20 protein-coding genes are annotated in these 23,036 nt (G+C 57.6%); 12 read left to right on the forward strand and 8 right to left on the reverse strand.

The window, feature by feature from the left end:
• Positions 1–43 precede the first annotated feature (43 nt).
• The gene (locus ACO05M_RS11815) at positions 44–1,210 is read right to left on the reverse strand and encodes a cation:proton antiporter (protein ID WP_421862907.1); all 1,167 of its coding nucleotides are present in this window, start codon (positions 1,208–1,210) and stop codon (positions 44–46) included.
• A 121-nt stretch (positions 1,211–1,331) separates the two neighbouring features.
• The gene (locus ACO05M_RS11820) at positions 1,332–2,654 is read right to left on the reverse strand and encodes an MATE family efflux transporter (protein ID WP_421862910.1); all 1,323 of its coding nucleotides are present in this window, start codon (positions 2,652–2,654) and stop codon (positions 1,332–1,334) included.
• A 233-nt stretch (positions 2,655–2,887) separates the two neighbouring features.
• Here ACO05M_RS11820 and nfuA point away from each other — a divergent pair, with 233 nt between their 5' ends.
• Positions 2,888–3,490 (forward strand): Fe-S biogenesis protein NfuA, encoded by a 603-nt coding sequence (gene nfuA, locus ACO05M_RS11825; protein ID WP_421862913.1) that lies wholly within the window; start codon positions 2,888–2,890, stop codon positions 3,488–3,490.
• A gap of 84 nt (positions 3,491–3,574) precedes the next feature.
• Here the strand turns inward: nfuA and ACO05M_RS11830 are convergent, their stop codons facing one another.
• The 3 genes from ACO05M_RS11830 to ACO05M_RS11840 all read right to left on the reverse strand — a co-directional run bounded on the left by ACO05M_RS11830 (position 3,575) and on the right by ACO05M_RS11840 (position 11,091).
• Positions 3,575–4,648: a 3-deoxy-7-phosphoheptulonate synthase gene (locus tag ACO05M_RS11830; RefSeq protein ID WP_421862915.1), complete on the reverse strand. Its 1,074-nt coding sequence runs from the start codon at positions 4,646–4,648 to the stop codon at positions 3,575–3,577.
• A gap of 210 nt (positions 4,649–4,858) precedes the next feature.
• Positions 4,859–8,263 (reverse strand): UvrD-helicase domain-containing protein, encoded by a 3,405-nt coding sequence (locus ACO05M_RS11835; protein WP_421862917.1) that lies wholly within the window; start codon positions 8,261–8,263, stop codon positions 4,859–4,861.
• Positions 8,260–11,091 (reverse strand): PD-(D/E)XK nuclease family protein, encoded by a 2,832-nt coding sequence (locus tag ACO05M_RS11840; RefSeq protein WP_421862920.1) that lies wholly within the window; start codon positions 11,089–11,091, stop codon positions 8,260–8,262. Before ACO05M_RS11840 ends, ACO05M_RS11835 begins: the two co-directional genes overlap by 4 nt.
• 236 nt (positions 11,092–11,327) lie before the next feature.
• Here ACO05M_RS11840 and ACO05M_RS11845 point away from each other — a divergent pair, with 236 nt between their 5' ends.
• Positions 11,328–11,909: a TIGR04211 family SH3 domain-containing protein gene (locus tag ACO05M_RS11845; protein WP_421862922.1), complete on the forward strand. Its 582-nt coding sequence runs from the start codon at positions 11,328–11,330 to the stop codon at positions 11,907–11,909.
• A gap of 206 nt (positions 11,910–12,115) precedes the next feature.
• Positions 12,116–14,041 (forward strand): protein-disulfide reductase DsbD, encoded by a 1,926-nt coding sequence (dsbD, locus tag ACO05M_RS11850; protein WP_421862925.1) that lies wholly within the window; start codon positions 12,116–12,118, stop codon positions 14,039–14,041.
• Between the two features lie 61 nt (positions 14,042–14,102).
• Here the strand turns inward: dsbD and ACO05M_RS11855 are convergent, their stop codons facing one another.
• Together ACO05M_RS11855 and ACO05M_RS11860 are read right to left on the reverse strand one after the other, a co-directional pair.
• Positions 14,103–14,648, reverse strand: coding sequence for a hydrolase (locus tag ACO05M_RS11855; protein ID WP_421862928.1), 546 nt, complete (start codon positions 14,646–14,648; stop codon positions 14,103–14,105).
• 30 nt (positions 14,649–14,678) lie between these two features.
• Positions 14,679–15,107, reverse strand: coding sequence for a MaoC family dehydratase (locus tag ACO05M_RS11860; protein WP_421862930.1), 429 nt, complete (start codon positions 15,105–15,107; stop codon positions 14,679–14,681).
• 164 nt (positions 15,108–15,271) lie between these two features.
• Here ACO05M_RS11860 and ACO05M_RS11865 point away from each other — a divergent pair, with 164 nt between their 5' ends.
• Positions 15,272–15,922 carry an HAD family hydrolase gene (locus ACO05M_RS11865; protein ID WP_421862933.1) on the forward strand — a complete coding sequence of 217 codons (651 nt, stop codon included), beginning with the start codon at positions 15,272–15,274 and terminating at the stop codon, positions 15,920–15,922.
• Between the two features lie 63 nt (positions 15,923–15,985).
• Positions 15,986–17,020, forward strand: coding sequence for a signal peptide peptidase SppA (gene sppA / locus ACO05M_RS11870; protein ID WP_421862936.1), 1,035 nt, complete (start codon positions 15,986–15,988; stop codon positions 17,018–17,020).
• A gap of 17 nt (positions 17,021–17,037) precedes the next feature.
• On the opposite strand, the gene ACO05M_RS11875 is transcribed toward sppA, so the two are convergent.
• Complete coding sequence (locus tag ACO05M_RS11875; RefSeq protein ID WP_421862939.1) at positions 17,038–17,616, reverse strand: Maf family protein; 579 nt, start codon at positions 17,614–17,616, stop codon at positions 17,038–17,040.
• A gap of 180 nt (positions 17,617–17,796) precedes the next feature.
• Here ACO05M_RS11875 and ACO05M_RS11880 point away from each other — a divergent pair, with 180 nt between their 5' ends.
• The 7 genes from ACO05M_RS11880 to fabF all read left to right on the forward strand — a co-directional run bounded on the left by ACO05M_RS11880 (position 17,797) and on the right by fabF (position 23,019).
• Positions 17,797–18,240, forward strand: coding sequence for a YceD family protein (locus ACO05M_RS11880; RefSeq protein ID WP_421862942.1), 444 nt, complete (start codon positions 17,797–17,799; stop codon positions 18,238–18,240).
• Positions 18,241–18,256: 16 nt separating this feature from the next.
• The gene (rpmF, locus tag ACO05M_RS11885; RefSeq protein ID WP_421862945.1) at positions 18,257–18,436 is read left to right on the forward strand and encodes a 50S ribosomal protein L32; all 180 of its coding nucleotides are present in this window, start codon (positions 18,257–18,259) and stop codon (positions 18,434–18,436) included.
• A gap of 3 nt (positions 18,437–18,439) precedes the next feature.
• Positions 18,440–19,441: a phosphate acyltransferase PlsX gene (plsX, locus tag ACO05M_RS11890; protein ID WP_421862948.1), complete on the forward strand. Its 1,002-nt coding sequence runs from the start codon at positions 18,440–18,442 to the stop codon at positions 19,439–19,441.
• Positions 19,442–19,566: 125 nt separating this feature from the next.
• Positions 19,567–20,499 (forward strand): ACP S-malonyltransferase, encoded by a 933-nt coding sequence (fabD, locus tag ACO05M_RS11895; RefSeq protein WP_421862950.1) that lies wholly within the window; start codon positions 19,567–19,569, stop codon positions 20,497–20,499.
• A gap of 35 nt (positions 20,500–20,534) precedes the next feature.
• The gene (fabG, locus tag ACO05M_RS11900) at positions 20,535–21,278 is read left to right on the forward strand and encodes a 3-oxoacyl-ACP reductase FabG (RefSeq protein WP_421862953.1); all 744 of its coding nucleotides are present in this window, start codon (positions 20,535–20,537) and stop codon (positions 21,276–21,278) included.
• 175 nt (positions 21,279–21,453) lie between these two features.
• Positions 21,454–21,687, forward strand: coding sequence for an acyl carrier protein (acpP, locus tag ACO05M_RS11905; protein ID WP_114694306.1), 234 nt, complete (start codon positions 21,454–21,456; stop codon positions 21,685–21,687).
• Positions 21,688–21,777: 90 nt separating this feature from the next.
• On the forward strand, positions 21,778–23,019 hold the full coding sequence (fabF, locus tag ACO05M_RS11910) for a beta-ketoacyl-ACP synthase II (protein ID WP_421862956.1): 1,242 nt from the start codon (positions 21,778–21,780) through the stop codon (positions 23,017–23,019).
• Positions 23,020–23,036: the final 17 nt, after the last annotated feature.

Consider the following 23,036-nt stretch of genomic DNA (forward strand, 5'->3'; position numbering starts at 1 on the left):
ACCAATCGCCTATCAACTGACCGCCGTTCGCCATATTGTCTCGCTAATCGCGCCTCAAACGGTCGGAAACGGCGATCGGCGATGGGAAGTTGAATACCACGATGTAGGATGAGACCAGGAAGGTCAGGATAGCGGTGGCTTGAATCAGGTGCGACGCTTCCTGGCCGATCAGCAGCGTACTGGTGGCGAGATAGGCGATCAGTAGTGAGAACTCGCTGGTTTGTCCCAGCCGAAATCCGACCTCCCAGCCCATCTGCGAACTCTCACTGATGCGCTGTAGCAGCACTTTGAACACCAGCGGCTTAAAGATCAGCACCAGTACGGCCAGGATTAAGGCCGGTACGATCACATCGTCCAGTAGTCCCAGGTTGAAGCTGGCACCGATCGAGAAGAAGAACAGGATCAGGAAGAAGTCCCGCAGGGGTTTGAGGCTCTCGGCGATATATTGCGAGATCGGGCTGGTCGCCAGGCTGACCCCGGCAACAAAGGCGCCGATTTCAGCCGATAGCCCCATCGCGGCTGCACCTTCGGCGACACCCAGACACCAGCCGATGGCGACCAGGAAGATATATTCATGGAAGCGGTCGAAGCGCTGGATCAGGTTCAACAGAATGTATTTGACGAACAGGAACGACGAGCCGATCAGCAGCGGGAATGCCAGCAGGGTCTTCAGGTAAGTGGTTGGGCTAACGTCGCCGGAGCTGGTGCTGTAGAGCGCCAGCAGCACGATGATGGCGATTACGTCCTGCAACAGCAGCAGGCCGACGACCAGCTCGCCGGTGTGCTTGTGGTGCAGTACCGTGGTTGGCAGCAACTTGATCCCGATAATGGTGCTCGAGAACATCAACGATAGACCGATGATCAGGCATTCAGTTTCGGTATACCCGAAGGCTTTGCCTGTGCCGTAGCCGATGGCGGCAAAGACCGCCGAACTGAGCAGCGCCACCAGGGTCGCTTTCTTGAGCATGTGCAGCAGGTGGCTGGGTTGCATGTCCAGACCGAGCAGGAACAGCAGGAAGATAATGCCGATCTCGGCGATATCCGACAGTAGGCTGGTATCCGTAACCATCTCCATACCGTAGGGGCCGAACAGGGCGCCGAGAACGATATAGGCCACCAGCAGCGGCTGGCGGGTAAACAGGGCCAGAGAAGCGATGACGGCGGCTCCGGTGAAGATCAGGAAGAAAGAGAAAACCAGCGAGTGTTCCAAACCAAAAACTCCAGTAACGGTCGCTGACGGCTTCAGCTGCGACCTGCGACGGTATTATGAACAATGCCCCGTCTATGGCAACAATGCCTTGTTATCAAATGGTTAGTAAACAAGGCCAAGATTATAAACGTATCTGACTCCAGCGTCGGCGCGACCAGATAAAACTCAGTATCACTGAGGATAGTCCTCGATGAAGCAGCTGTACCAGCCAGATCGCGGTTAAACCGCCGCCCAGTACCGGGCCGACCAACCAGGTCAGCGGCAGGAAGAAGCCCCACTGACCGAGCAGCGTCACCATCATGACCGTCCGGTTGGCACCGGCTCCCAGCATTGCCTGGGTGAATACGATGGCCATCACGTCGATGCAGATGGCGACACAGGTGATACGCAATGGGATCAAGGCCTGCTCGATCAGTGGTGGCTCGGACAGGAACAGGCCCAGTATCTGGGTGGGCAGCAACCAGAGCGGCAGGCTGAGCAGGAAAACGGTGACCGCCGCAACCCGGACCGTGTCCCAACCCCACTGATTCGCGGAGTCCTGATCCCCCTTGCCGAGATCGTGGCTGACCAGGGTGGTGGCCGCCATACCAAAACCGACCGCCGGGAGGATTAACAGTAGCGACAAGTGGGTCAGGACATGGGCGATGGCCAGCTCGCGGGTGCCGAGTTGGGCGATGATGCCAAACAGCACGGCCACACTGGAGGCAAAAACCAGCTGTTGCAGCGAGTTGGGTATCGACAGTCGTAACAGGCTGGTCAAGGTCTGGCGATCGGGCAGCCGGGTCAGGAAACCGCGGCTCCTGGCCTGGCGCCAGGTCATCACGACATAGATCAGGCTGCCCAGATAGAGCGATAAGGTGGTGCCCAGTCCGGCACCGGCTGCCCCCATTTCGGGTAGGCCGAAAGCACCGTAAATCAAACCGTAGCTGATGACCACGTTGAACAGATGGACCGCCACCAGTACCCGAAGGTAGGCCATCGATTGATTGATACCGTTCCAGTAGCCCCGGAACGACAGGTTGAAGCCCACGGCCCAGGCCCCGAGCAGGCGGTAATCCAGATAGGGGACGGCAACCTGCATCAATTCGCGATCATCACTGATCAGGGCGATAAGTCGATCCGACTGCGATAGGCAGATCAGCATCAGCGGTAGGCAGAACAGCAGGGCGATTAACAATCCGCCGTTAAGCGGCTCGGCCTTGACGGCGAGTCGGCCCTGGCCGTGACGTCGGGCCACCATCGCCTGTACCCCGGATGATAGCCCCATCACCAGCGCCATCACCAGGAAGCTGGCGTAGCCTCCGACGCCGACACCGGCCAACGCAGCGCCGCCCAAGGCACCGACCAGAGCGGTGTCAACCAGATTCAGCAGGCTTTGCGACAGCATGCCGCCGATAATCGGCAGGCCCAGGTGCAGAATCTGGCGGTAGCGGGAAGACAGCATTTGAGGGTTAATAAAGCTCAGAATCAAGACCTTGTGGCATAAGGCTAAAAGGGCGCCATTCTATCAGATCCGGCTGCCGACGTTGGGGTAAATAGGGCTAATGGGGAAGCTGGTCGTAATTAAGCGAAGACGTCGAGCCGAAGGCTGTCTAATAACTGACCAAAAAAGTAAGGTTCATTATTGAGAGATGATCGCATAGAATGGAACCAAGATTGTTATAGGTAGTTTTATCGATGCAGACATACGACATCACCATTACAGAAAGCGCCCAGGGTTACCTCGCTGAACTGTTGGAAAAACAAGGCGTTGAGGGAATCGGCGTACGAATCTTCGTGACTCAACCCGGTACGCCCTATGCGGAAACCTGTCTGGCTTACTGTCGGCCGGAAGAGATCCAGCAGGAGGATGAAGTGATGGAGCTCGAACCGTTCAAGGTCTATCTCGAGCCTCACAGTATCCCCTATCTGGAAGAGTCGGTGGTCGACTACGCGTCCGATCGCATGGGTGGCCAGCTGACCATCAAAGCACCCAACGCCAAGGTGCCCAAGGTCAGTGAAGACAGCCCGATCGAAGATCAGATCAACTACGTACTGTTCAATGACATCAATCCGGGGCTGGCGTCCCACGGCGGCCAGGTGTCGCTGGTGGAGGTGATCAGTGAAGAGCAGGGTGAAATCGCGGTACTGAAGTTCGGTGGTGGTTGTCAGGGTTGCAGTGCGGTGGATATGACCCTCAAGGACGGTGTTGAAGCCACGCTGGTGAAGAAGGTTAAAGGGCTGGTTGGCGTAAAAGATGTCACCGACCACTCGGTAACCGACAACGCTTACTATCAATAAGCTTCGATGAAGGCGCCGGCTTTGATGCCGGGGCGTAGACAGTAAAAAGGCTCCCGAGGGAGCCTTTTTTGGTGCTTTCAGCGATTAGCTGCGACGGGCCGGCAGGGCTTCGTGTAGCTTGGTCGCCATCTCTTTGAGCGATTTTTCGGTCGTATCCCAATCGATGCAGGCATCGGTAACCGAGACCCCGTACTTGAGATCGTTGAGGTCTTTCGGAATGGACTGGTTGCCCCATTCCAGGTTGCTCTCGATCATCAGGCCGACAATGGTCTGGTTTCCTTCCAGAATCTGGTTGGCCACGTTCTCCATCACCAGCGGCTGCAGCGCCGGGTCTTTGTTGGAGTTGGCGTGGCTGCAATCGACCATGATATTGGTGCTGACGCCAGCCTTCTCAAGCGCTGCTTCACACTGCTTGACGCTGACCGAATCGTAGTTGGTGATTTTGTTGCCGCCGCGCAGGACCACGTGGCCGTACTGGTTGCCACCGGTATTGATCACCGAAACCTGACCATCACCGTTGATACCCAGGAAGCTGTGGGAGTGGGATACCGACTGCAGAGCATTGATCGCCACGGTCAGGCCACCGTCGGTGCCATTCTTGAAACCAACCGCGCTGGACAGGCCGGAAGCCATTTCACGGTGAGTCTGGGATTCGGTGGTGCGGGCGCCGATGGCCGACCAGCAGATCAGGTCCTGCATGTATTGCGGAGAGATCGGATCCAGCGCCTCGGTGGACAGCGGTAGTCCCATATCGGCCAGGTCGATCAACAGCTGACGACCGATCTGTAGCCCTTCCTCGATCTCAAACGAGTCGTTCATATGAGGGTCATTGATCAGACCTTTCCAGCCGACGGTGGTGCGCGGCTTCTCAAAATAGACCCGCATGACGATGTACAGGGTGTCTTTGAGTTCGTCGGCCAGCTTCTTCAGTTTACGGCCATACTCCAGAGCCGCTTTCGGGTCGTGGATCGAGCAGGGGCCGACAACCACAAACATACGGTGATCTTTACCGTCGAGAATATTACGGATCACCTCGCGTCCTTCGAGCACCGAGCGGCAGGCTGCTTCGGTCAACGGCACTTTTTTCTTCAGTTGCTCGGGGGTGATCAGGATGGATTGGGAGTTGACGTTTAGGTCATCAACGCGGACATCGGTCATTGCTCTTTCCTAACTCTGTTGCAGGGGTCTGTTCTATCACGCATGTAACGAGGAGAGCGTGATAGCCGCCGCCGCTTTATTTCTGGATCACAGTCACTGTGTTGGCAGGTTGTAACATATCTAGCTGCATTGCACCATCGGTCAAGGGGTTATGGGTCATCGGCGGCCCATTTTGTCTACCGATAACCCATCAACCCGGTTCGGCCAGGCTCAGGTCAGTAATTTGATCTCGGCCAGGTGACAGCTTTCCGGGAAGTAGAGTGCGGCGCGGATCGGACGTTGCTCCATCGCGGTAAAGCAGTTGGCGTAGTTCTGCAGTTGTTGGTGATAACGCTCCGACTCCTGCTGAATAAACTGGCCAAAGTCGAGATCTTCCGGACAGGCGGCGGTCTTGTAGTCGATGATCCAGCGTTCTCCCTGTTCGCCGATAAAGGTTCTGTCCACCACGAAATGCTGGGTTTTAAAGCCGTTGTAGTAGCTCAGTGGCAGCTCGCAGGTGCTGTCGGGATGACGGTGATCCAGCAGCCAGCGACCGGTGGGGTCGTCCAGGGCCTGGCTCAGCAGACGTTCGACCCGGACCAGAGCCTGTTCCAGCTCGTCGCTTCCCAAGCCCAGTTGTTGCAGTTGAATTCGCCACTGCTCCCGCTCTGTCTGTAGCGTTTCCAGACTCGGAAGCGGCGCTTCGGCCAGTTGCTTGAAGACCTGGTGTACCAGGGTGCCTGCCAATCTGGGGGCTTGCAGCCAATCCGCTTCCGGCAGGTTGTCATCGTCTTCGAGTTCACGACGTACCGGCGCAGCCAGCAGGTTCTCGTCGGTGGGTTGCGGTACCTGCCAGTCCAGGCTAAGGCGTCTGAGTCGGTGCAGGCTGCGCACCGGAGCCTGAGCCTTCAAATTATCCGGTGCCGGGTGGCACTCGAACAGATCTTTCACCTGCGGCCAGATTCCGGCCAGCAGTGAGTTCTTGGCGGGGCTTTTGAGTGCGCCTTTGCTGTCGGTGGTGAAGCAGCCGCTCAGATGAAGCCGTTTGATCGCCCGGGTTGCGCCCACGTAAAGCAGGCGCACCGACTCCATCCGATCCCGGGCGGAGGCTTCGCTACTCAGGTAAAGGTAGATCGGGTCTTCATCGTCGCTGTCGGCCGCCAGCGGTGCCATCAATAGCTCCAGCTCGCCGCTGGCGTTGAGCCGTTCGTGCCATTGCAGCAGGGCTTTGTCATCGGCACGCGGGGTGCGGTGCAGTCCGGCCAGAATGACATGATCAAACTCCAGTCCTTTGGATTTATGGATCGTCATGATCTGCAACTTCGGATCGGCATCGCTGGCAGGCTGGGCGTAAAGTTTACCCAGGTCCCGCTCCAGCTGATTCCAGTCGCTGATTCGGCCGGCCCGTTCATGCTGCCCGATCAGTTCCAGGGCACGGTCGATATCGCGACGCTGAGCAGGGTCCAGACCGGCCGCGCCGCCGAGTCGCAGCCAGCACAGTTCCAGATTGTCGCGCAGACTGCGTCGTTGACGTTGCTGCCAGCCGTGGCTGAGCACCCGGTAGAAACGCTGCAGCCGGCACAGCCCGTCGCGGGATAGCGCGGCTTGGTCGGCAGCCGTCATCGCCGGCTGTTCCAAGAGTTGTGTGAGTCGGGTCAGGATCGGGGTCTGCCGATGTTCATGTCCCGCCACGGCCAGCAGGTCCGCATTGTCGAGTCCGCACCAGGGCGCGCGCAGTAACGCCAGCCAGGCAATCCGATCGGCCGGGCTGGACAGGGCGCGGGCCAGTGACAGCAGATCCTGTACCCACATCCGGGTGGCCAGCGGATCCAGATCGGTGGCCAGCCAGGTGAAGCCGGCCTGCTGCAATGCCGGCAGAATGGCGCGCAGGTGAGAGCGGTTACGTACCAGTACGGCGATACTATCCTGGGGGGTTTCGGTGCGGGTGTTACGCACCAGATTAACGATCAGCTCGGCTTCAGCGCTGGCCGCACTGTCGCTGTTGGGGTAGTCAACCAACCCATGGAGCTTGACCGCCTCGCCGTCCAGCGGCGGATTGAAACTGTCGGAGTCGGAATAGCTGACCGCGCCACGGCAGATGTCATCCTCGGCTGGAAACGCGCCCCGGAAAATCTGATTAACCCAGTCCACCAACCGCTGCTGGGAGCGAAAGTTGACACTCAGATCGGCACTTTGCAGCGCTACCGATCCTATCCCTTCGCGGCGGGCGTTAAGAAACAGACCGACATTGGCGTTGCGAAAACCGTAGCATGACTGCATCCCGTCGCCGACGATAAACAGGGTGCGACTATCGCCGCTCTGCCAGCCGTGGGTCAGTTTCTGCAGCAGGGCGATCTGAGGGGCGGCGGTATCCTGGAATTCATCAACCAGGATGTGACTGAGCCGGTAATCCAGCAGCAACATCAGGTCGGTGGGCTGATGTTCATCACCCAGGGCGGTCAAGGCGCCGCGGGTCAGCTCGCTGTAGTCGACCTGATTCTGTTCGCTGAAACAGAGCCAGAGCTCGGCCACCAGACGGGGCAGTACCTGGGTCAGAGCATCGAGGATATGCCACTGGGTGTCGGCGTAGTTTGAGGTCGGCAACAGCAACAACCGTTGCAGGCGCTCCAGCAGCCCCGGCTGTTCAGACAGTTGACCGATCAGCTCTATCAATGTCTGCTTGCGCACTTTGGCGAGGGCTTTTTCATCCTTGGTCGAACCGGCGGGAAAGCCGTTTTTGACGGTGACCTGTTTACGCCACTGGCCTTGCGCGGTTAACAGCAATTCGGTTAGCGCCCGCCAGTGGGGCAGGTCTTCGTTGGCGGTTCCCGGCAGCTCGGTGATGCCGCGACAGCAAGCCAATGGGGAGTCTTCGGTCAGGTTGCCGGCGGCGTAATCCAGCAAGCCGGCCAGCTCTGAGCCAAACAGGGTCAGTTGCTGCCGTAGACCATCCAGCTCGTCCTGACGAAGCTGACCCAGGGCTGATTCGAGTAGCTGACGGGCCTGACGCAGCTGTTCACCGCTGCCGATCAGCGGCAGCCACTGCTCGCGCTTGCCGAGCATCGACACCAGCAACGGTTCGAATCGATCAAGGTTGTTGTCCAGGTGCAGCAATAGCCGACCCAGAGGTTCGGCGATCGGGTCGTCTCCCTCCAGGTGCATCAATAGCCGTTCCACCGCTTGCTGGTACAGTGACTGTGCATCGGGGCAGATATCCGGCTGTAGACCGAAGCCGGCCTGCAGCGGCAGCCGTCGAGTCAAACCGGCACAGAGGGCGTCGATGGTCATGATCTGCAGCCGCGCCGGATTCTGCAGCAGCTGCCACTGCTGCTGTTGGTCGTTGGTCAGTGCGGCCCTGGCCAGTTCCCAGGTATGGCGCTCATGGGGTGCTTGGGGCGGCTCGGATTGCGCCGCTTTGCGCAGCGACTTGAGGATCCGGTCGCGCATCTCGGCGGCCGCTTTACGGGTGAAGGTGATACACAGGATCTCTTCGGGGCGTTGCACCCGAGCCAGCAACACCAGTACTCGCTGGGTCAGCAGTTCGGTTTTACCGGAGCCTGCCGGGGCTCGGACACAGAACGACTGGCCGGGATCGAGCGCTCGTTGACGATTGGCGATATCGAGCGGTTGCTTCATGAGGAGCGCTCCTTTCCCAGTGTTGGCGATGGGGGCTGCGATTGATCCTGCATCTGTCCTGGAGCCAGCTCGGCCGGAGCGGCAGGATCCTGGAGTGCGACTTGTTCGTAATAGCGATTCAAAGGTTCGAGTTTCGAGTAGCGGTAGGCGTTGGGATCCAATGGGTCGACCGTTGCATTGCCGGCCAGAAAATCGCTGGCCAGTTGTTCCAGTGTGGTGCGCCACTGCTGGGTCAATTGCTGCCAGTCAGCGGCCGGCGGGTTGCGCAGTTTCTGCAGTGTGCCGATGCCATCGGCCGGGGAGTCGTTTTGACCGTCGTAGAGTCCCACGTACCCGACGTGCTTTGGATGGATCTGGCCAAACGCCATGGCCGTGACGGGATGGCGGGTGGCGTACTGATACAGAGGCAACTGCGGTTGTCGCGGCCGGTCGCTGAACCAGTCGGTGACGCCTGGGCGGCCGGTTTTGTAATCAATGAGAAGCTGACTGTCGTCCGGCAGCTGGTCGATCCGGTCGATACGCAGCTTCAGTCTCAGGCCGCGAATTTCGGTCTGCAGCGGTTTCTCCAGCGCGGCGATGGCAAACGGCGGGCGCTCCAGCTCGGTGGCCAGCCAGCGTTGGATCAGTGTCTCCAGGCGTCGCTGTTCTAACTGCCAATAGTATTCACCCATCCAGCGACGGGCCTGCTGCCGTGGCAGGCGAAGGGCCTGTTGGATGGCATCGCCGAGCCACGCCTGGAGCTGCTCCGGCGGGCATTGTCGCAGGGCTTGTTGGTCCTTGAAGTGACGCCACAGGGCTTCCATGACCTCGTGGACGATATTGCCGCGCTGGGCGGCATTAAGGCCCAGCTGGGGTTGTTCCAGCGGTTGGGCGCCAAGACGATGGATCGCAAAGGCGCTGAAGGGGCAGAGCGACTGGTTGGCCAACAGCGCACTGCCACCGCCAAGCCCTTCGGCTTCTCGGCTGTCAACGGCGGGGGCCGAGCGGGTGTCTATCTGTTCCAGCGGTGCTTGCTGCTGCAGGCTGGCCAGCGCGACCAGTTGCTGTTGCGGGTCGAAGTGGCGGTTTCGGCTCAGCGGCAGTTGATCGATGCCGACAGCAGGATAGTCGCGGATCAGGCCGCTGGGTCGTAACAGTTGATCACCGTCCTTTTCCGGGTAGCTGAGTACCACCTGATTGGCGCTGCCGGCAAACAGTTGGGTCAACTGGCGGCAAAACTCCAGCTCGCGCTCGGCGCTGGCATGGGGCATGCCCAGGGTTTGTTGATAGGCGCTGGGGAGCAACGGGTTTGGGCTGGGGCTTTCCGGCCAGCGCTCGTCGCTCAATCCACAAATCCAAAGGTGGGTGAAGCGAAGTCCAGCGGCCTCCAGAGGTCCGAGGACCTGTACTGCCGAATCACCAACCTGGGGCTGGAAACTCAGTTGTTGGGTTTCCGTGCGCAACAGCTTGAGCCCCTGTCGCAGCGACATCGGTTCGAGCAATAGGTCAAAGCGGCCGAATCCAGCCAGCAGCTCGTACCATTGGCTGATCTGCTGGTACTCGATACTGCTGGGACGACGCGCGCCGGGCCAGCCCAGTTGACGCAGTTGCTGGATCGCCCAGCGTCCCCAGTCATTGAGGCTGCGATAGGGTTGGCGAGTGAACTGGCTAAGACGCTGCAGTAACGAGGCCAGTTCGCTGCTAGGGGGGATCTGGTCGGCTGAGTGGGTTGCGGCCGGATCAAGTTGTCGTTGTTCGACCAGACTCAGCTGTTGGATCAGCGACTGTAGACTGTAGTGAGCATGGCCGAGTCGTCGCAAGCGTTGTTCCAGTGCCACCCTCAGCTCGACTTCCGTTTCGGTGCCGGGAATAAACGGGCTGTAGAGCAGGGTGCAGATCTCATCCAGCTCCAGCGATCGGGTGCTCAGCTCTAACAGCAACAGGCCGTTATCGATAACCGCGGCATCGCTGAGCGGGGTACCGATAGAGATGTTGAACAGCGGTGCCTGCAGTTCCTCATCGCTGAACAGTCGCACAGGTTCCAATACGTGGCGTAACTGGTGTTCGTACTGATCACGGTAGTTGGCCAGCTGAGGATCAACGATGCCGATCAGTGCGCCAGGTTGGTTTTGTAGAATTTGCCGGGTCCATTGGGCCGCCAAAGCGATTTCGGCCTGATGATCGTCGCAGCCAAGACGCAGGCAGTTGGCGTTGTCGACCGGTTGCTGATGGTGGTGCTGTTGCTCAAACGCTTGTTGCAGCAGTTGTTGGTGAAGTGGTGTCAGCTCTTGGAACTGGACCAGCCAGGTAGCCGGTTCTGCCGGCAGTTCGGCATTCTGGAACCCTTGTAGCAAGCGCTCAACCGAATCGGTAAAGGTGATTGCGCCGAGGCTTTCCAGTCGTTGACGAAATTGCTGATGCCAGCGTTGTAGCGGGAAGTCGTCCGGGATATACCCTTGAAGCAGGTCGGATTCGAGGGTTTGGCACCACAGCTGCAGGGTTTTGATCGCTTGCTGCGCTTGTCGGGCAGCGCCGGTGGGTTGCAGCCATTGCTGACCCTGATCGTCCTGTTCCAGAACCTGTTGCCACAGGTGCAGCTCTTGACGGGCATCGAGAACCAATACCCGGGCCAGGGGGCTACCCTGATCCTGAAGTTGCTGCCATTGCTGTTGAATCCACCCCTCCAGTGAATGGATCCGAGGACTATGCCAGCTGCGAAGCCCCTGGGATCGCTGGTGCTCGGCGTAACTGTGGTGCAGATGACGACTCAGGCGGCGGTTAGGGGTCAGGATGCATTGTTGGGCAGTCAGTGCCGGAACCAGATCGTCGATCGGGAACAGAGGGGTCATGGCTGTTGTCTTCAGATGGATCAAAGGACCGATGATAACAGTATCGATGCGCCATGAGTGGCTGTTGATCCGGTTGTTTGGTGGCGATTGATGCGGCATGGCGCGATGGGTGGCTGGGAGTGAAACCGCGATATCGCGCTGGGATTGCAGCTTAACCGGAATGTGACTCGCTGCTATAATCGCCAGCTTTGTTAAGTCGGCAGTATTCTTTTTTACAGATTTGTTAGGGGATTGTTATGCGTTTCGGATTGCTGGTCTTGTTTCTGCTCTCATCGTTGGGTCTGTCGGCGCCGTCGCTGGCGGCGGGTGCCCATATCAGCGATAAGGTGACGGTGTTCATGCATCGGGGGCCAAGTAATCAGTATCGGATCAAAGCCAATGTCCCCAGTGGCACCATGCTGGATGTGCTAGAGCAGGATAAGTCGACCGGCTACAGTCGGGTGCGGCTGGTCTCTGGCACCGAGGGTTGGGTGCAGAGCAAGTATATCGATAACGGTGACAGCATTACCGTTCGCCTACCGGCGCTTGAAAAGGCGCTGGCGCGCTCCAGTCAGATTATCGAGGAGCAGAAAGAGACCATTGCCGCGCTGGAAACGGATCTGAACAGCTCCAATGAAAAACAGGCGCGCTCGACTGCCGATACCGCGCAGCTGCAGAACGAGGTTGATCGTCTTCAGCGTGAGCTTGAGGCAATGGATGAAACCAACTTGATGGGCTGGTTCCTTCGCGGCGGTGCGCTGGCGTTGGGCGGCATCCTGATCGGTTTGATTGTGCCTCACTTGCCCAAGCGTCGTCGCCGTAAGGACGACTGGTTCTAATTCATAAGCTGTTGTTGGTGTGAGCCGGGAAATCGCTTTCCCGGTTCGACGGTGCGTTGAAAGCAGTTATCCGTGCTGAACTTTTTGGTTAAAGCTTTGTCTGATCAGGCTGACTTTACCATCGATGATTTCTGTAACTTTTCGGCGATGTGGCCGTCTTGTCAGGCAGTTCCTCATTGAATTCTTACCGACAGGGAGCCGAGCTGTTGAATCCGGTTAGTTTTGTCCCTCAGTGGCGCTTAGTCGCGCTTCCTACCTTTGCCTTGTTGATGCTGGGCCTGTTGTTGAGCCTGATTGCTCCGGCCAATGCTCAGGCATCGGTGTTCGATAAGCTGATCGGCAACAACGACGGGCCACTGGATGTCGAGGAGGCCTATCGTTTCAGCAGCCAATCCGATGCCAACGGCGTCCAGCGGCTCTTCTGGCAGATCGAAGACGACTACTACCTCTACCGCGACAAGATCCGGGTAAAGCCGATTGAAGGGATCGAGGTTGTGGAGATCCGGTATCCGGCGTCGAAAACCAAGCAGGACCCCCTGTTTGGCGAGGTTCAGGTTTACTATCAAGGGGCAGAGGTCAGCCTGCAGCTTCGTTCGACACTCGACGCGCCATTCAGTGGCCCGGTAGAGATCGAATATCAGGGTTGTTGGGAAGGGGGGATCTGCTACCCGCCGGTTACGAAAACGCTTAACTTGAGTGATGTCCCGACCCAGGTCACGCCATTGGCCGCCGGGTTGGTCGGCTCCTCAGTCAAACAGTCCGCAACGGCTGATACCCCGTCGTCTGCTAATCGCTCTGCGTTTGCCACGACCGATGAGGGCCTGTCGTTAACCGATCCGCGTCAATACGTGGAGCGCCTGTCCGGCGGCAATCTGTGGCTGACCCTGGCGCTGTTCTTTGGTGCCGGCCTGGCTCTGTCGTTAACCCCTTGCGTGTTTCCGATGATTCCGATTCTGGCCGGCATCATCGCCGGTCACGGTAATGCCATTACCTCCGGCAAGGCGCTGCGCCTGTCGCTGGTCTATGTGCTGTCGATGAGCCTGACTTACACCCTGGTCGGTGTGCTGGCCGGGCTGTTCGGTGCCAATCTTCAGGCCAGTTTCCAGAACCCTTGGATTATCGGGCTGTTCAGCGGGTTGTTCGTGGTGTTATCGCTGGCAATGTTCGGTTTCTACGAGCTGCAGTTGCCGCAATCGTTGCAGAGCCGGCTCGACAACATCAGCCGCAGCCAGCAAGGCGGTCAGATGGCCGGTGTTGCGGTGATGGGGTTGCTCTCAGCACTGATCGTCGGCCCTTGCGTGGCTGCGCCGTTGGCCGGTGCGCTGGTTTATATCGGCCAGACCGGCGATCCGACGCTCGGTGGTCTGGCGCTGTTTAGCATGAGCATCGGTATGGGCACGCCGTTGATTCTGCTGGGTTGTTCGGCCGGGAAGCTAATGCCGCGAGCGGGAAGCTGGATGGAGTCGGTGAAGCGCTTCTTTGGTGTCGGGTTGCTGCTGATGGCGATCTGGATGCTGGATCGTATCGTTGCGCCCCAGGTGACCATGGGCCTGCTGGCGGTGGTATTGATTGGTTCGGCCGTGTTCCTGCGCACCCTGGATCGCCTTGAGCAGGATGCCGGCGCGGTGATGCGACTGGGCAAATCTCTGGGGGTGATTCTGCTGATCTACGGGGCCATGTTGATGGTGGCGATCGGAACCGGCCAGGGAACCTTGCTTAGACCACTGCAGGGGATTGCCGGTGGCGGGGCGGCAGCGATTCCGGAGGTTCGCTTTACCGAGATCACCACCCGGGAGCAGCTGCAGCCGTTGTTGGCCGAAGCGCGTCGCCAGCAGGTGCCGGTGATGTTGGACTTCTACGCCGACTGGTGTGTCTCCTGTAAAGAGCTGGAGGTCGTTACCTTTGCCGATACCGCGGTGGTGGATCAGCTCGACCGCTTTGTGACGATCAAAATTGACCTGACGGCTCATGATGATGCGGCCAAAGCACTGTATCAGGAGTATCAGATTGTCGGGCCGCCGGCGTTGGTTTTTTATACCAAGTCGGGGCAGCGGCTGGATGAGGCGATGCTGGTGGGTGTTCCTGATCCGGAGGATTTCTTGCGCCATCTTCAGCTGGTGGCGGAGTCCTGAGTGCTTAGTGATCACTAAAAAGCCGGGCTTAGCCCGGCTTTGTTTTTCGGTATTGAAGGGATTAGCGCAAGTAGTTCTTGCTGATGGTACGGAAGCTGTCGGTTCCCGACTTCTGCATCCATTCAAATGCGACCATCTCACGGCTGACGACCTGGATGCCCAGTTGGCGCATTCTCTCCAGGGCCAGCTGGTGATCGGAAGCGCTGCGCGAAGAGATCAGGTCGCCGATGACGAACACCTCGTAACCGGCCTGGTGCAGGCCGGCCGCTGTTTGGAAGACGCAGACATGGGCTTCCATACCGCAGATGACGATCTGTTTGCGCTGCTCGGCGGCGATTCGCTCCAGACAGGCAGGCTCGGCGGCGCAGGAGAAATGCAGTTTATCGACCACCTGTTTAGCCGGGATCAGTTCGCTGAGCTCAGTCACTGTGTGGCCCAGGCCTTGGGGATACTGCTCGGAAGCCAGTACCGGCACTTCGAGGATCTGGGCGACCTCCAGCAGCCAGCGGGTCTTTTCGATCAGTTGCTGGGGTTCGACGACCGCCGGAACCAGTTTGTCCTGGATGTCGACGACCAGCAGTAAGGATTGTTGCGGTGAAATCAGCATAGATTGCTCCCTAAATCCGTTTTTAGATATTCAGCCTTTGGAGTCCACCATTAGTGTGGCCTGGCCTTCGGCGACAACCTTGTCACCAACGCTGCAAACCGTTTTCAGGATGACGCGGCGGCGGCGCTCGTTGATTTCGAGGATGGTGGCGGTGGTGTTTACGGTATCACCGATCATGACCGGTGCTTTGAATTTCAGTTGCTGGTCCACGTAGATGGCGCCTGGTCCCGGCATCTTGGTGCCCAGTACGGCGGAGATGTAGCCGGCGCTGAGCATGCCGTGCGCGATACGCTGCTTAAACATAGTGGTGGCGGCATATTCGGCGTTGACGTGGACCGGGTTGTCATCGCCGGTCACTTCGGCGAAAGTGTTGACGTCCGCTTCGGTAACCGTTCTTTCGATCGATGCTGACATTCCTTCGCTGAGGTCTTCAATGTAGTAACCGTGTAGATCCGTCATGGTTTAATCCTGAATCGTTGTCGTGAGGGGTTAAATCTTAAACCGCAAGGGTAGCCTATGCGATGTCGATGTCCAAACGGTACAGTATGTGACTTTTGTCACATCTGCGTTTGGCGAGTTTTGCGCGCGCTCCGATAAGCGCGTTGTTGTTTGAGGGGTTTGGCTTGAAATTAATCATTTTTGATTGGGACGGCACGCTGATCGATTCGGCCGACCGGATCATCAACTGTATGCAGCAGGCGGCGTCCGATTGCGAGCTGCCGGTTCCCGGTGCTGAGGCGGTCAGGAATATCATTGGTCTGGGGTTGCCGGAGGTGTTTGAATTATTGTTCGGCGGCCTCGATGATCATCAAGAGGCGCAGATGCGTGAACGCTATAAACATTATTATATCGACCGGAATGAAACCCCGACCGAGTTTTTCCCGGGTGTGATCGAGGGGTTGCAGCGCTTGCGTGAGCAGGATTATTGCCTGGCCGTGGCAACCGGAAAGAGCCGCATGGGGCTTGATCGGGTCTTTGAAGAGACCGGGTTGGGTGAGATGTTTGATCACAGTCGTTGCGCCGATGAAACCCGCTCCAAACCCCATCCGTTGATGCTCGAAGAGCTGCTGCAGGAGAGTGGAGTCGGTCGTGAACGGGCCTTGATGGTCGGGGACACCGAGTATGACCTGGAGATGGCGGCCAAGGCTGGGGTGGCTTCCGTGGGGGTTTCCTATGGGGCTCACCATCCCGACAGGCTGCAGGCTTTCCGCCCGAAGCTGGTAATTGATCATTTCAGCGAACTCGAGTGCTGGCTCAAGGGTCTACCAGATTGACGGTCGGTTTAGGCCGTAGGTTTTATCGCTAATGCAATTAGGTAATGTTGTAAGGAAGAAACAGTGAGTGACAACCTTTGGGGCAATGGCCCGGAAAACTCCGATCAGCGGCAGGGACAGTCGAATGTCGAGCGACAGGAGCATCAGCGCGCGGCGGTAGCGGCCGACAGCAAAGAGTGGCGTCTGATCGAAAAGATGGTTAGTAGCCTGTCGGTCGAGCAACGGCGTTCAAGGCGTTGGGGGATCTTTTTCAAACTGCTGACATTCGGATACTTGTTCGCAGCGCTGTATTTTTTGGTCGGTGATAATTTCGGCGAGAAGGCCATCAGTAGTGAGCCCCATACCGCCCTGATCGATGTCTACGGTGCGATTTCAGCTGATTCGGAGGCCAGCGCCGACAGTATTGTGGGAGGTCTTCGCGCGGCGTTCAAAGATGAAAATACCGAAGCGGTTATTCTGCGCATCAACAGTCCCGGCGGCAGTCCGGTGCAGTCGGGTTATGTCTACGACGAGATCAAGCGTTTGAGACAGCTGTATCCGGCCACCAAGGTTTATGCCGTGATCAGCGATATCGGTGCCTCCGGTGCCTACTATATCGCCGCAGCGGCCGATGAGATCTATGCGGACAAGGCCAGCCTGGTCGGCTCGATCGGGGTGATCTCATCAAGCTTCGGTTTTGTCGAAGTGCTGCAGAAGCTGGGTGTTGAGCGGCGGGTGATGACCGCCGGTGAGCACAAGGCCTTCCTGGATCCGTTCGCGCCGCTGAAGCAGACCGAGCGGCAATTCTGGGAAGGGGTGCTGGATACAACCCATCAGCAGTTCATTGATCAGGTCAAGAAAGGTCGTGGCGATCGGCTGAAGGACGATGCCAAGCTGTTCAGCGGGTTGATTTGGACCGGTGAACAATCGCTGGAGCTGGGTCTGATCGATGGTTTGGGTTCAACCGGCTACGTGGCGCGTGAGGTGATCGGGGTCGATAATATCGTTGATTTCACTCCGTCGCTGACGCCTTGGGAGAAACTGGCCGAGCGGTTCGGGGTCAGCGTGGCGCGCACCCTCTCCACCGAGTTGGGATTGAAAACGCCACCGCTGCAATAACGCCCGGCCTTGCTGCGTCAGGGGACGGCAATCCCTTGGCGCTGCAGCATCGCCACCAGGCGTATCAGCGGTAGCCCGATCAGGCTGTTGGGGTCATCCCCTTCGAGCTTTTCAAACAGGCTGATACCGTAGCCCTCGGACTTGAAGCTGCCGGCGCATTGATAGGGCTTTTCCGTTGTCAGATAGCGTTCAATCTGTTCGTCACACAGCTTCCGGAAATGAACCTTAAAAGGCTCGCAGATCGTCTGCTGCTCCCCAGTGCTGCTGTTGTAGAGGCAAAGCCCGGTGAAGAAGGTCAGGCTTCTGCCACTACTGTTTCTGAGCTGTTGTACGGCATTTTGGTGAGTGAGCGGCTTGCCGATAATCTGCCCGTCGAGGGTGGCAACCTGGTCTGAGCCGATGATTAGTGCATCGCCGTGGTTGTCAGCAACAGCCCTGGCTTTGGCTTGGGCCAAACGCTGGACCAACGCCTCGGCGGTTTCGTTTTCGAACGCTGTTTCATCCGTATCGGGGGCGTCGCAGACAAAGGGGAGCTGCAGCTTTTCCAGCAGCTGACGGCGGAAAACGGACGTAGAAGCGAGTACCAGCTGGGTCATTTATACTGTTCCTGTGAATCGAGCGTCTTGAAGGGCGCTTATAATAGCCTTTTTTAGTCAGACTCTCTTTACACCGCGTTCCCGTATCCCTATTATGGCGCGCTTATGTCGAAGGCCCCATTACCGACCTCAATCGATACACGCCGAGCAGCCGAGCAGGGCCGCCTTATTGAAGGCACCGTGAAGCTGGAAAAACTGTCTCGTTTGGGGAGCTATCTGGTCGATAGCGAAGGCGAAGTTACTGTAGATCTGACCTTTGGGATGGATGAAGAACGCATCCGTTTCGTACAGGGCAGGGCAGTAGCCAGCGTCAAGATGACTTGCCAACGTTGTTTGGAGCCGGTGACGCTAGAGCTTGAAGCCGAGATGAACATGGGCATCGTCGCCGATGATGAAGCCGCCAAGCAGCTTCCTCGTTACTACGATCCTTATATCGTCGAAGGGCCCAGGCAGGATCTGCATCAGCTGATTGAAGAAGAGCTGATACTGACGCTGCCGCTGATCCCTCAGCATCAGGACTGCGTCGTGAAGACGGAATACGGCCAGGCGCCGGAGCCGTCCGAAGGCAACGACGAGGCAAACCCGTTTAACGTACTGGCCCAATTAAAGGCCAAAAAACACTAGTTAGGAGCTGCTCAGCATGGCTGTTCAAAAGAGTAAAGTTACCCGTTCACGTCGTGGTCAGCGTCGTTCACACGATGCCCTGACTGCCGCCCCTCTGTCCCAGGACAGCACCACCGGTGAAGTTCATCGTCGTCACCACGTGACTGCCGATGGTTTCTACCGTGGTCGTCAGGTAGTTGCTAAAGACGCCGAATAAGCATTGGTCACGCGCTGCACCCTTGCAGTCGATGTGATGAGCGGGGACTTAGGTCCCCGCGTTGCTGTTCCTGCTGTCTGTCGTTTTGCTGAACAGCATCCCGATACCGAGCTGCTTTTGATCGGTGATCCATCCCGGATCAACCCCCTCCTTACTCAATCAACCCCCCGTGTCAGTGTCTTGGCGGCCGAAAGTGTCGTGGAGATGACCGACAAGCCTTCGTTCGCGCTGCGTAAGCGTAAAGACTCCTCTATGTACCTTGCGGTTCAGCTGGTGGCTGAGGGTAAGGCCGATGCCTGTGTCAGTGCCGGTAATACGGGGGCGTTGATGGCGATGGGTCACTATCTGCTGCATATGCATCCCGGTATCGACCGTCCGGCGATCGCCACCGCGATACCAACCCAGAACGGACATTGCTATATGTTGGATCTCGGGGCCAACGTGGACTGCAGCGCCGAGCATCTGTTTCAGTTTGCCTTGATGGGCTCCGCCCTGTCCGAGGCGGTTGATCAGCTCGAACAGCCAAGGGTATCGCTGCTTAATGTCGGCCAGGAGGAGATCAAGGGTAATGAGCAGGTAAAGCTGGCATCCCGACTGATACGTGAGCATTCATCGCTTAACTATATCGGCTATATCGAAGGTAACGATATCTATAGCGGTAAAGCGGATGTGGTGGTCTGTGATGGCTTTGTGGGCAATGTGGCGCTCAAAAGCAGCGAAGGCCTGGCCCGGTTTATCACCCGTGAGCTGTTGCAGTCCTTTGATGCCGGCTGGTATCAGCGATTGGTTGGCCTGTTGGCAAGGCCGTTATTGGAGCGATTGAAACGCCAGCTAGATCCTTCGAGACGAAATGGTGCGTCTCTGCTGGGATTGCAGGGAATTGTGGTCAAAAGCCACGGTTCAGCCAATGAGGAGTGTTTCGGTCACGCGATCGCTCAAGCGCGCGCAGAAGTGATTCGCGATGTGCCCGGGTTGATTAACGAAAAGCTGAGTCGGATGCTCTAGCTTTTTCGTTCAAATGTATCGATTTACCCTGCGTCCAGACGTTTTTTCATGGCCCGATTCGGGTACTATGGGCGCTTGATTAAACGGCGAGACAGCCGTCAGTTCTAAGACACACAGAGGACAACATGAATCAAACCTTAGCTTTTGTCTTTCCGGGGCAGGGCTCACAGCATCTGGGCATGCTTGCCGAACTTGCTGCTCAGAATCCGATCGTGGAGCAGACCTTTGCTGAAGCCTCCGATGCGCTCGGCTACGATCTGTGGAATCTGACCCAGGACGGGCCGGAAGCGGATCTGAACAGCACGGATAAAACCCAGCCGGCACTGTTGGCCGCCGGTGTGGCTTTGTGGCGTGTTTGGCAGCAAAGCGGTGGCGAACAACCGGCGCAGCTGGCCGGTCACAGCCTGGGCGAATACACCGCGCTGGTTTGCGCTGGAGTGATGACGCTGGCCCAGGGTGTCAAGTTGGTCGAAAAGCGTGGTCAGTTGATGCAGGCGGCGGTTCCTGCCGGACAGGGCGCTATGGCGGCTGTGCTGGGGCTGGAGAACGCGGCGATCGAACAAGCATGCCAGGATGCCGCTGCCGGTGAAGTAGTTTCTGCGGTTAACTACAACTCGCCGGGCCAGGTGGTTATTGCCGGTCAGGCCAGTGCCGTCGCCCGCGCTGTCGAAGCCTGCAAAGCTGCGGGTGCCAAACGTGCGGTTGAGCTTCCGGTCAGCGTCCCTTCCCATTGTGCGCTGATGAAGCCGGCTGCAGAGCAGCTGGCGGTTGAGCTGGACAATATCGAGCTTCAGACCCCGCAGATTCCGGTGGTGCAGAACGTCGATGCCAAGGTGGCGGGCAGCGTTGAGCAGATTAAACAGAATCTGGTGGCGCAGCTCTACAGCCCTGTTCTGTGGACCGATAGCGTTCAGGCGATGGCGTCAGACGGAGCTGAAACACTGCTTGAGTGCGGTCCCGGTAAGGTGCTTTCCGGCCTGAATAAGCGAATTCAACGCAGCCTCAATGTCGCTGCTATTAATGATCCTGCCGGTCTGGAGAAGGCGCTGGGCGCCTGATTTGGATCTGTTCGTCCGAAATAACGGAGTAACAAATGAGTATTGAAGCAAAGGTTGCCCTGGTTACCGGTGCAACCCGGGGAATCGGCAAGGCGATTGCGACTGAACTTGGTCGTCAGGGAGCGGTTGTCATAGGTACGGCCACCAGCGAAAAAGGCGCAGAGTCTATCTCGGCTTATCTGCAGGAGCAGGGCGTCAAGGGCACCGGCATGATGCTGGACGTGGCGTCACAGGAATCTGTCGACCAGGTGCTGGCAGCGATTCAGGAGCAGTTTGGTGCGGTTACCATCCTGGTCAACAACGCTGGCATCACCCGTGACAACATCCTGATGCGGATGAAGGCGGACGAGTGGGATAGCGTATTGAACACCAACCTGACCTCTATCTATCGGGTAGCCAAGGGCTGTCTGCGCGGCATGTCCAAGGCTCGCTGGGGTCGGATCATCAATGTCAGCTCGGTGGTTGCCTCTATGGGTAACGCCGGTCAGAGCAACTATGCCGCGGCCAAAGCCGGCATCGAAGGCTTTAGCCGGGCGCTGGCACGTGAAGTGGCTTCCCGAAATATCACCGTGAATTCGGTTGCGCCGGGCTTTATCGCTACCGATATGACCGATGCGCTGGCCGACGAGCATAAAGAGATGCTCAAGAGCCAGATTCCGCTGAATCGACTGGGTAGTCCGGAAGATGTGGCTGCGGTTGTTGGCTTCCTGGCCAGCGAGGCTGGAGGCTATGTGACCGGTGATACCATCCATGTAAATGGCGGCATGTATATGAGCTGATCCGGAGATAGCTATTTATCCGGGTTGGGAATTGTTTTTTTGCCGAATTTGTTGATAATGTCACCCTTCATCCAGCCACAAGGCGGAAGGTGACCTATTTCGCCGGCAGTGTTGAAATATCAGAATTTTTTTATAACATTGCCGGATAAATTGTTCATAACAAGTAGGAAACATTATGAGTACTATTGAAGAGCGCGTAAAAAAGATTGTTGCTGAGCAACTGGGCGTAAAGGAAGAAGAAGTAACTAGCGAAGCCTCTTTTGTTGAAGATCTGGGCGCTGACTCTCTCGACACCGTTGAGCTTGTTATGGCTCTGGAAGAGGAATTCGAAACCGAAATTCCTGACGAAGAAGCCGAAAAAATCACGACTGTTAAGCTGGCTATCGAGTACGTCGAAGCTAACCAATAATAGCTTAACAAGCGTTCCCAAGAAGCCGCTGCTATGGTCTGCATAGAGCGGCTTTTTATTTGCTGAAAAGAAAAACAAAGGGAGATGCAGATGTCTCGGAGAAGAGTTGTCGTCACAGGCTTGGGGATGTTGACCCCGGTAGGCAACAGCGTCAAAGAGACCTGGGAAAACATCGTTAACGGCAAAAGCGGCATCGGTCCGATTGAGCATTTCGATGTGTCCAGTTACAACACCCGTTTTGGTGGTTCTGTTCGAGACTTTGACGCGTCTGCGTATATGAACCCGAAAGATGCTCGTAAGATGGACCTGTTCATCCAGTACGGCATGGCGGCGGGAATCCAGGCAATCGAAGACTCGGGTCTTGAAGTCAACGAGGCTAACGCCGGACGTATCGGCTTGGCAATCGGTTCCGGTATCGGCGGCTTGCCGATGATCGAGAAAAACCACTCGTTGTTGGAAAAGAGCGGGCCGCGCAAGATCTCACCTTTCTTTGTTCCGGGCAGTATCATCAATATGATCGCCGGGAACCTATCGATTAAGTACGGTTTCAAAGGCCCGAATATAGCCATTGTTACCGCCTGTACCACAGGTACCCATAACATCGGTTCAGCCGCGCGGATGATCGCGTACGGTGATGCGGATGTGATGCTGGCCGGTGGTGCCGAAATGGCCACCACGCCGCTGGGATTGGGTGGCTTCTCCGCGGCTCGGGCACTCTCGACCCGCAACGACGATCCGCAGGCAGCCAGCCGCCCGTGGGACCAGGATCGTGATGGTTTCGTACTCAGTGACGGCGCCGGTATTCTGGTACTGGAAGAGTACGAGCACGCCAAGGCCCGCGGTGCTGAAATCTATGCCGAACTGGCCGGATTCGGGATGAGTGGCGATGCCTATCATATGACCGCGCCGCCGGAAGACGGCAGCGGTGCCGCCGCTTCGATGCGTAATGCGATCAATGACAGCGGACTGAATCCTGATCAGGTCGACTACATCAACGCCCACGGCACCTCGACGCCGGCAGGGGATATCGCTGAGTCCAATGCCGCCAAACAGGTGCTGGGAGCTGCTGCCGACAAGGTTCGGATGAGTTCGACCAAGTCGATGATCGGTCATCTGCTCGGTGCTGCCGGCTCGGTGGAGGCTATCTTCAGCGTACTGGCGATTCGCGATCAGGTTGCGCCGCCGACGATCAATCTCGACAACCCTTCCGAAGGGTGCGATCTGAATTACGTGGCCCACACCGCTCAGCAAGCCGAGATCAATGTGGCGATGTCCAACTCGTTCGGTTTCGGCGGTACCAACGGCACGCTGGTCTTCAAGCGGTTGTCGTGACCTTGAATCCCGGCCCC

The organism is Motiliproteus sp., assembly GCF_965230735.1.
GTDB lineage: Bacteria > Pseudomonadota > Gammaproteobacteria > Pseudomonadales > Balneatricaceae > Motiliproteus.

Bases quoted from the DNA above. Each gene is read 5' to 3' on its own strand.
- ACO05M_RS11875 (WP_421862939.1), bottom strand. From the start codon at position 17,616: ATGACCCAGCTGGTACTCGCTTCTACGTCCGTTTTCCGCCGTCAGCTG.
- fabF (WP_421862956.1), top strand. From the start codon at position 21,778: ATGTCTCGGAGAAGAGTTGTCGTCACAGGCTTGGGGATGTTGACCCCG.
- fabG (WP_421862953.1), top strand. From the start codon at position 20,535: ATGAGTATTGAAGCAAAGGTTGCCCTGGTTACCGGTGCAACCCGGGGA.
- ACO05M_RS11820 (WP_421862910.1), bottom strand. From the start codon at position 2,654: ATGCTGTCTTCCCGCTACCGCCAGATTCTGCACCTGGGCCTGCCGATT.
- ACO05M_RS11845 (WP_421862922.1), top strand. From the start codon at position 11,328: ATGCGTTTCGGATTGCTGGTCTTGTTTCTGCTCTCATCGTTGGGTCTG.
- ACO05M_RS11855 (WP_421862928.1), bottom strand. From the start codon at position 14,648: ATGCTGATTTCACCGCAACAATCCTTACTGCTGGTCGTCGACATCCAG.
- rpmF (WP_421862945.1), top strand. From the start codon at position 18,257: ATGGCTGTTCAAAAGAGTAAAGTTACCCGTTCACGTCGTGGTCAGCGT.
- fabD (WP_421862950.1), top strand. From the start codon at position 19,567: ATGAATCAAACCTTAGCTTTTGTCTTTCCGGGGCAGGGCTCACAGCAT.
- ACO05M_RS11835 (WP_421862917.1), bottom strand. From the start codon at position 8,263: ATGAAGCAACCGCTCGATATCGCCAATCGTCAACGAGCGCTCGATCCC.
- ACO05M_RS11830 (WP_421862915.1), bottom strand. From the start codon at position 4,648: ATGACCGATGTCCGCGTTGATGACCTAAACGTCAACTCCCAATCCATC.
- nfuA (WP_421862913.1), top strand. From the start codon at position 2,888: ATGCAGACATACGACATCACCATTACAGAAAGCGCCCAGGGTTACCTC.
- ACO05M_RS11840 (WP_421862920.1), bottom strand. From the start codon at position 11,091: ATGACCCCTCTGTTCCCGATCGACGATCTGGTTCCGGCACTGACTGCC.
- acpP (WP_114694306.1), top strand. From the start codon at position 21,454: ATGAGTACTATTGAAGAGCGCGTAAAAAAGATTGTTGCTGAGCAACTG.
- ACO05M_RS11860 (WP_421862930.1), bottom strand. From the start codon at position 15,107: ATGACGGATCTACACGGTTACTACATTGAAGACCTCAGCGAAGGAATG.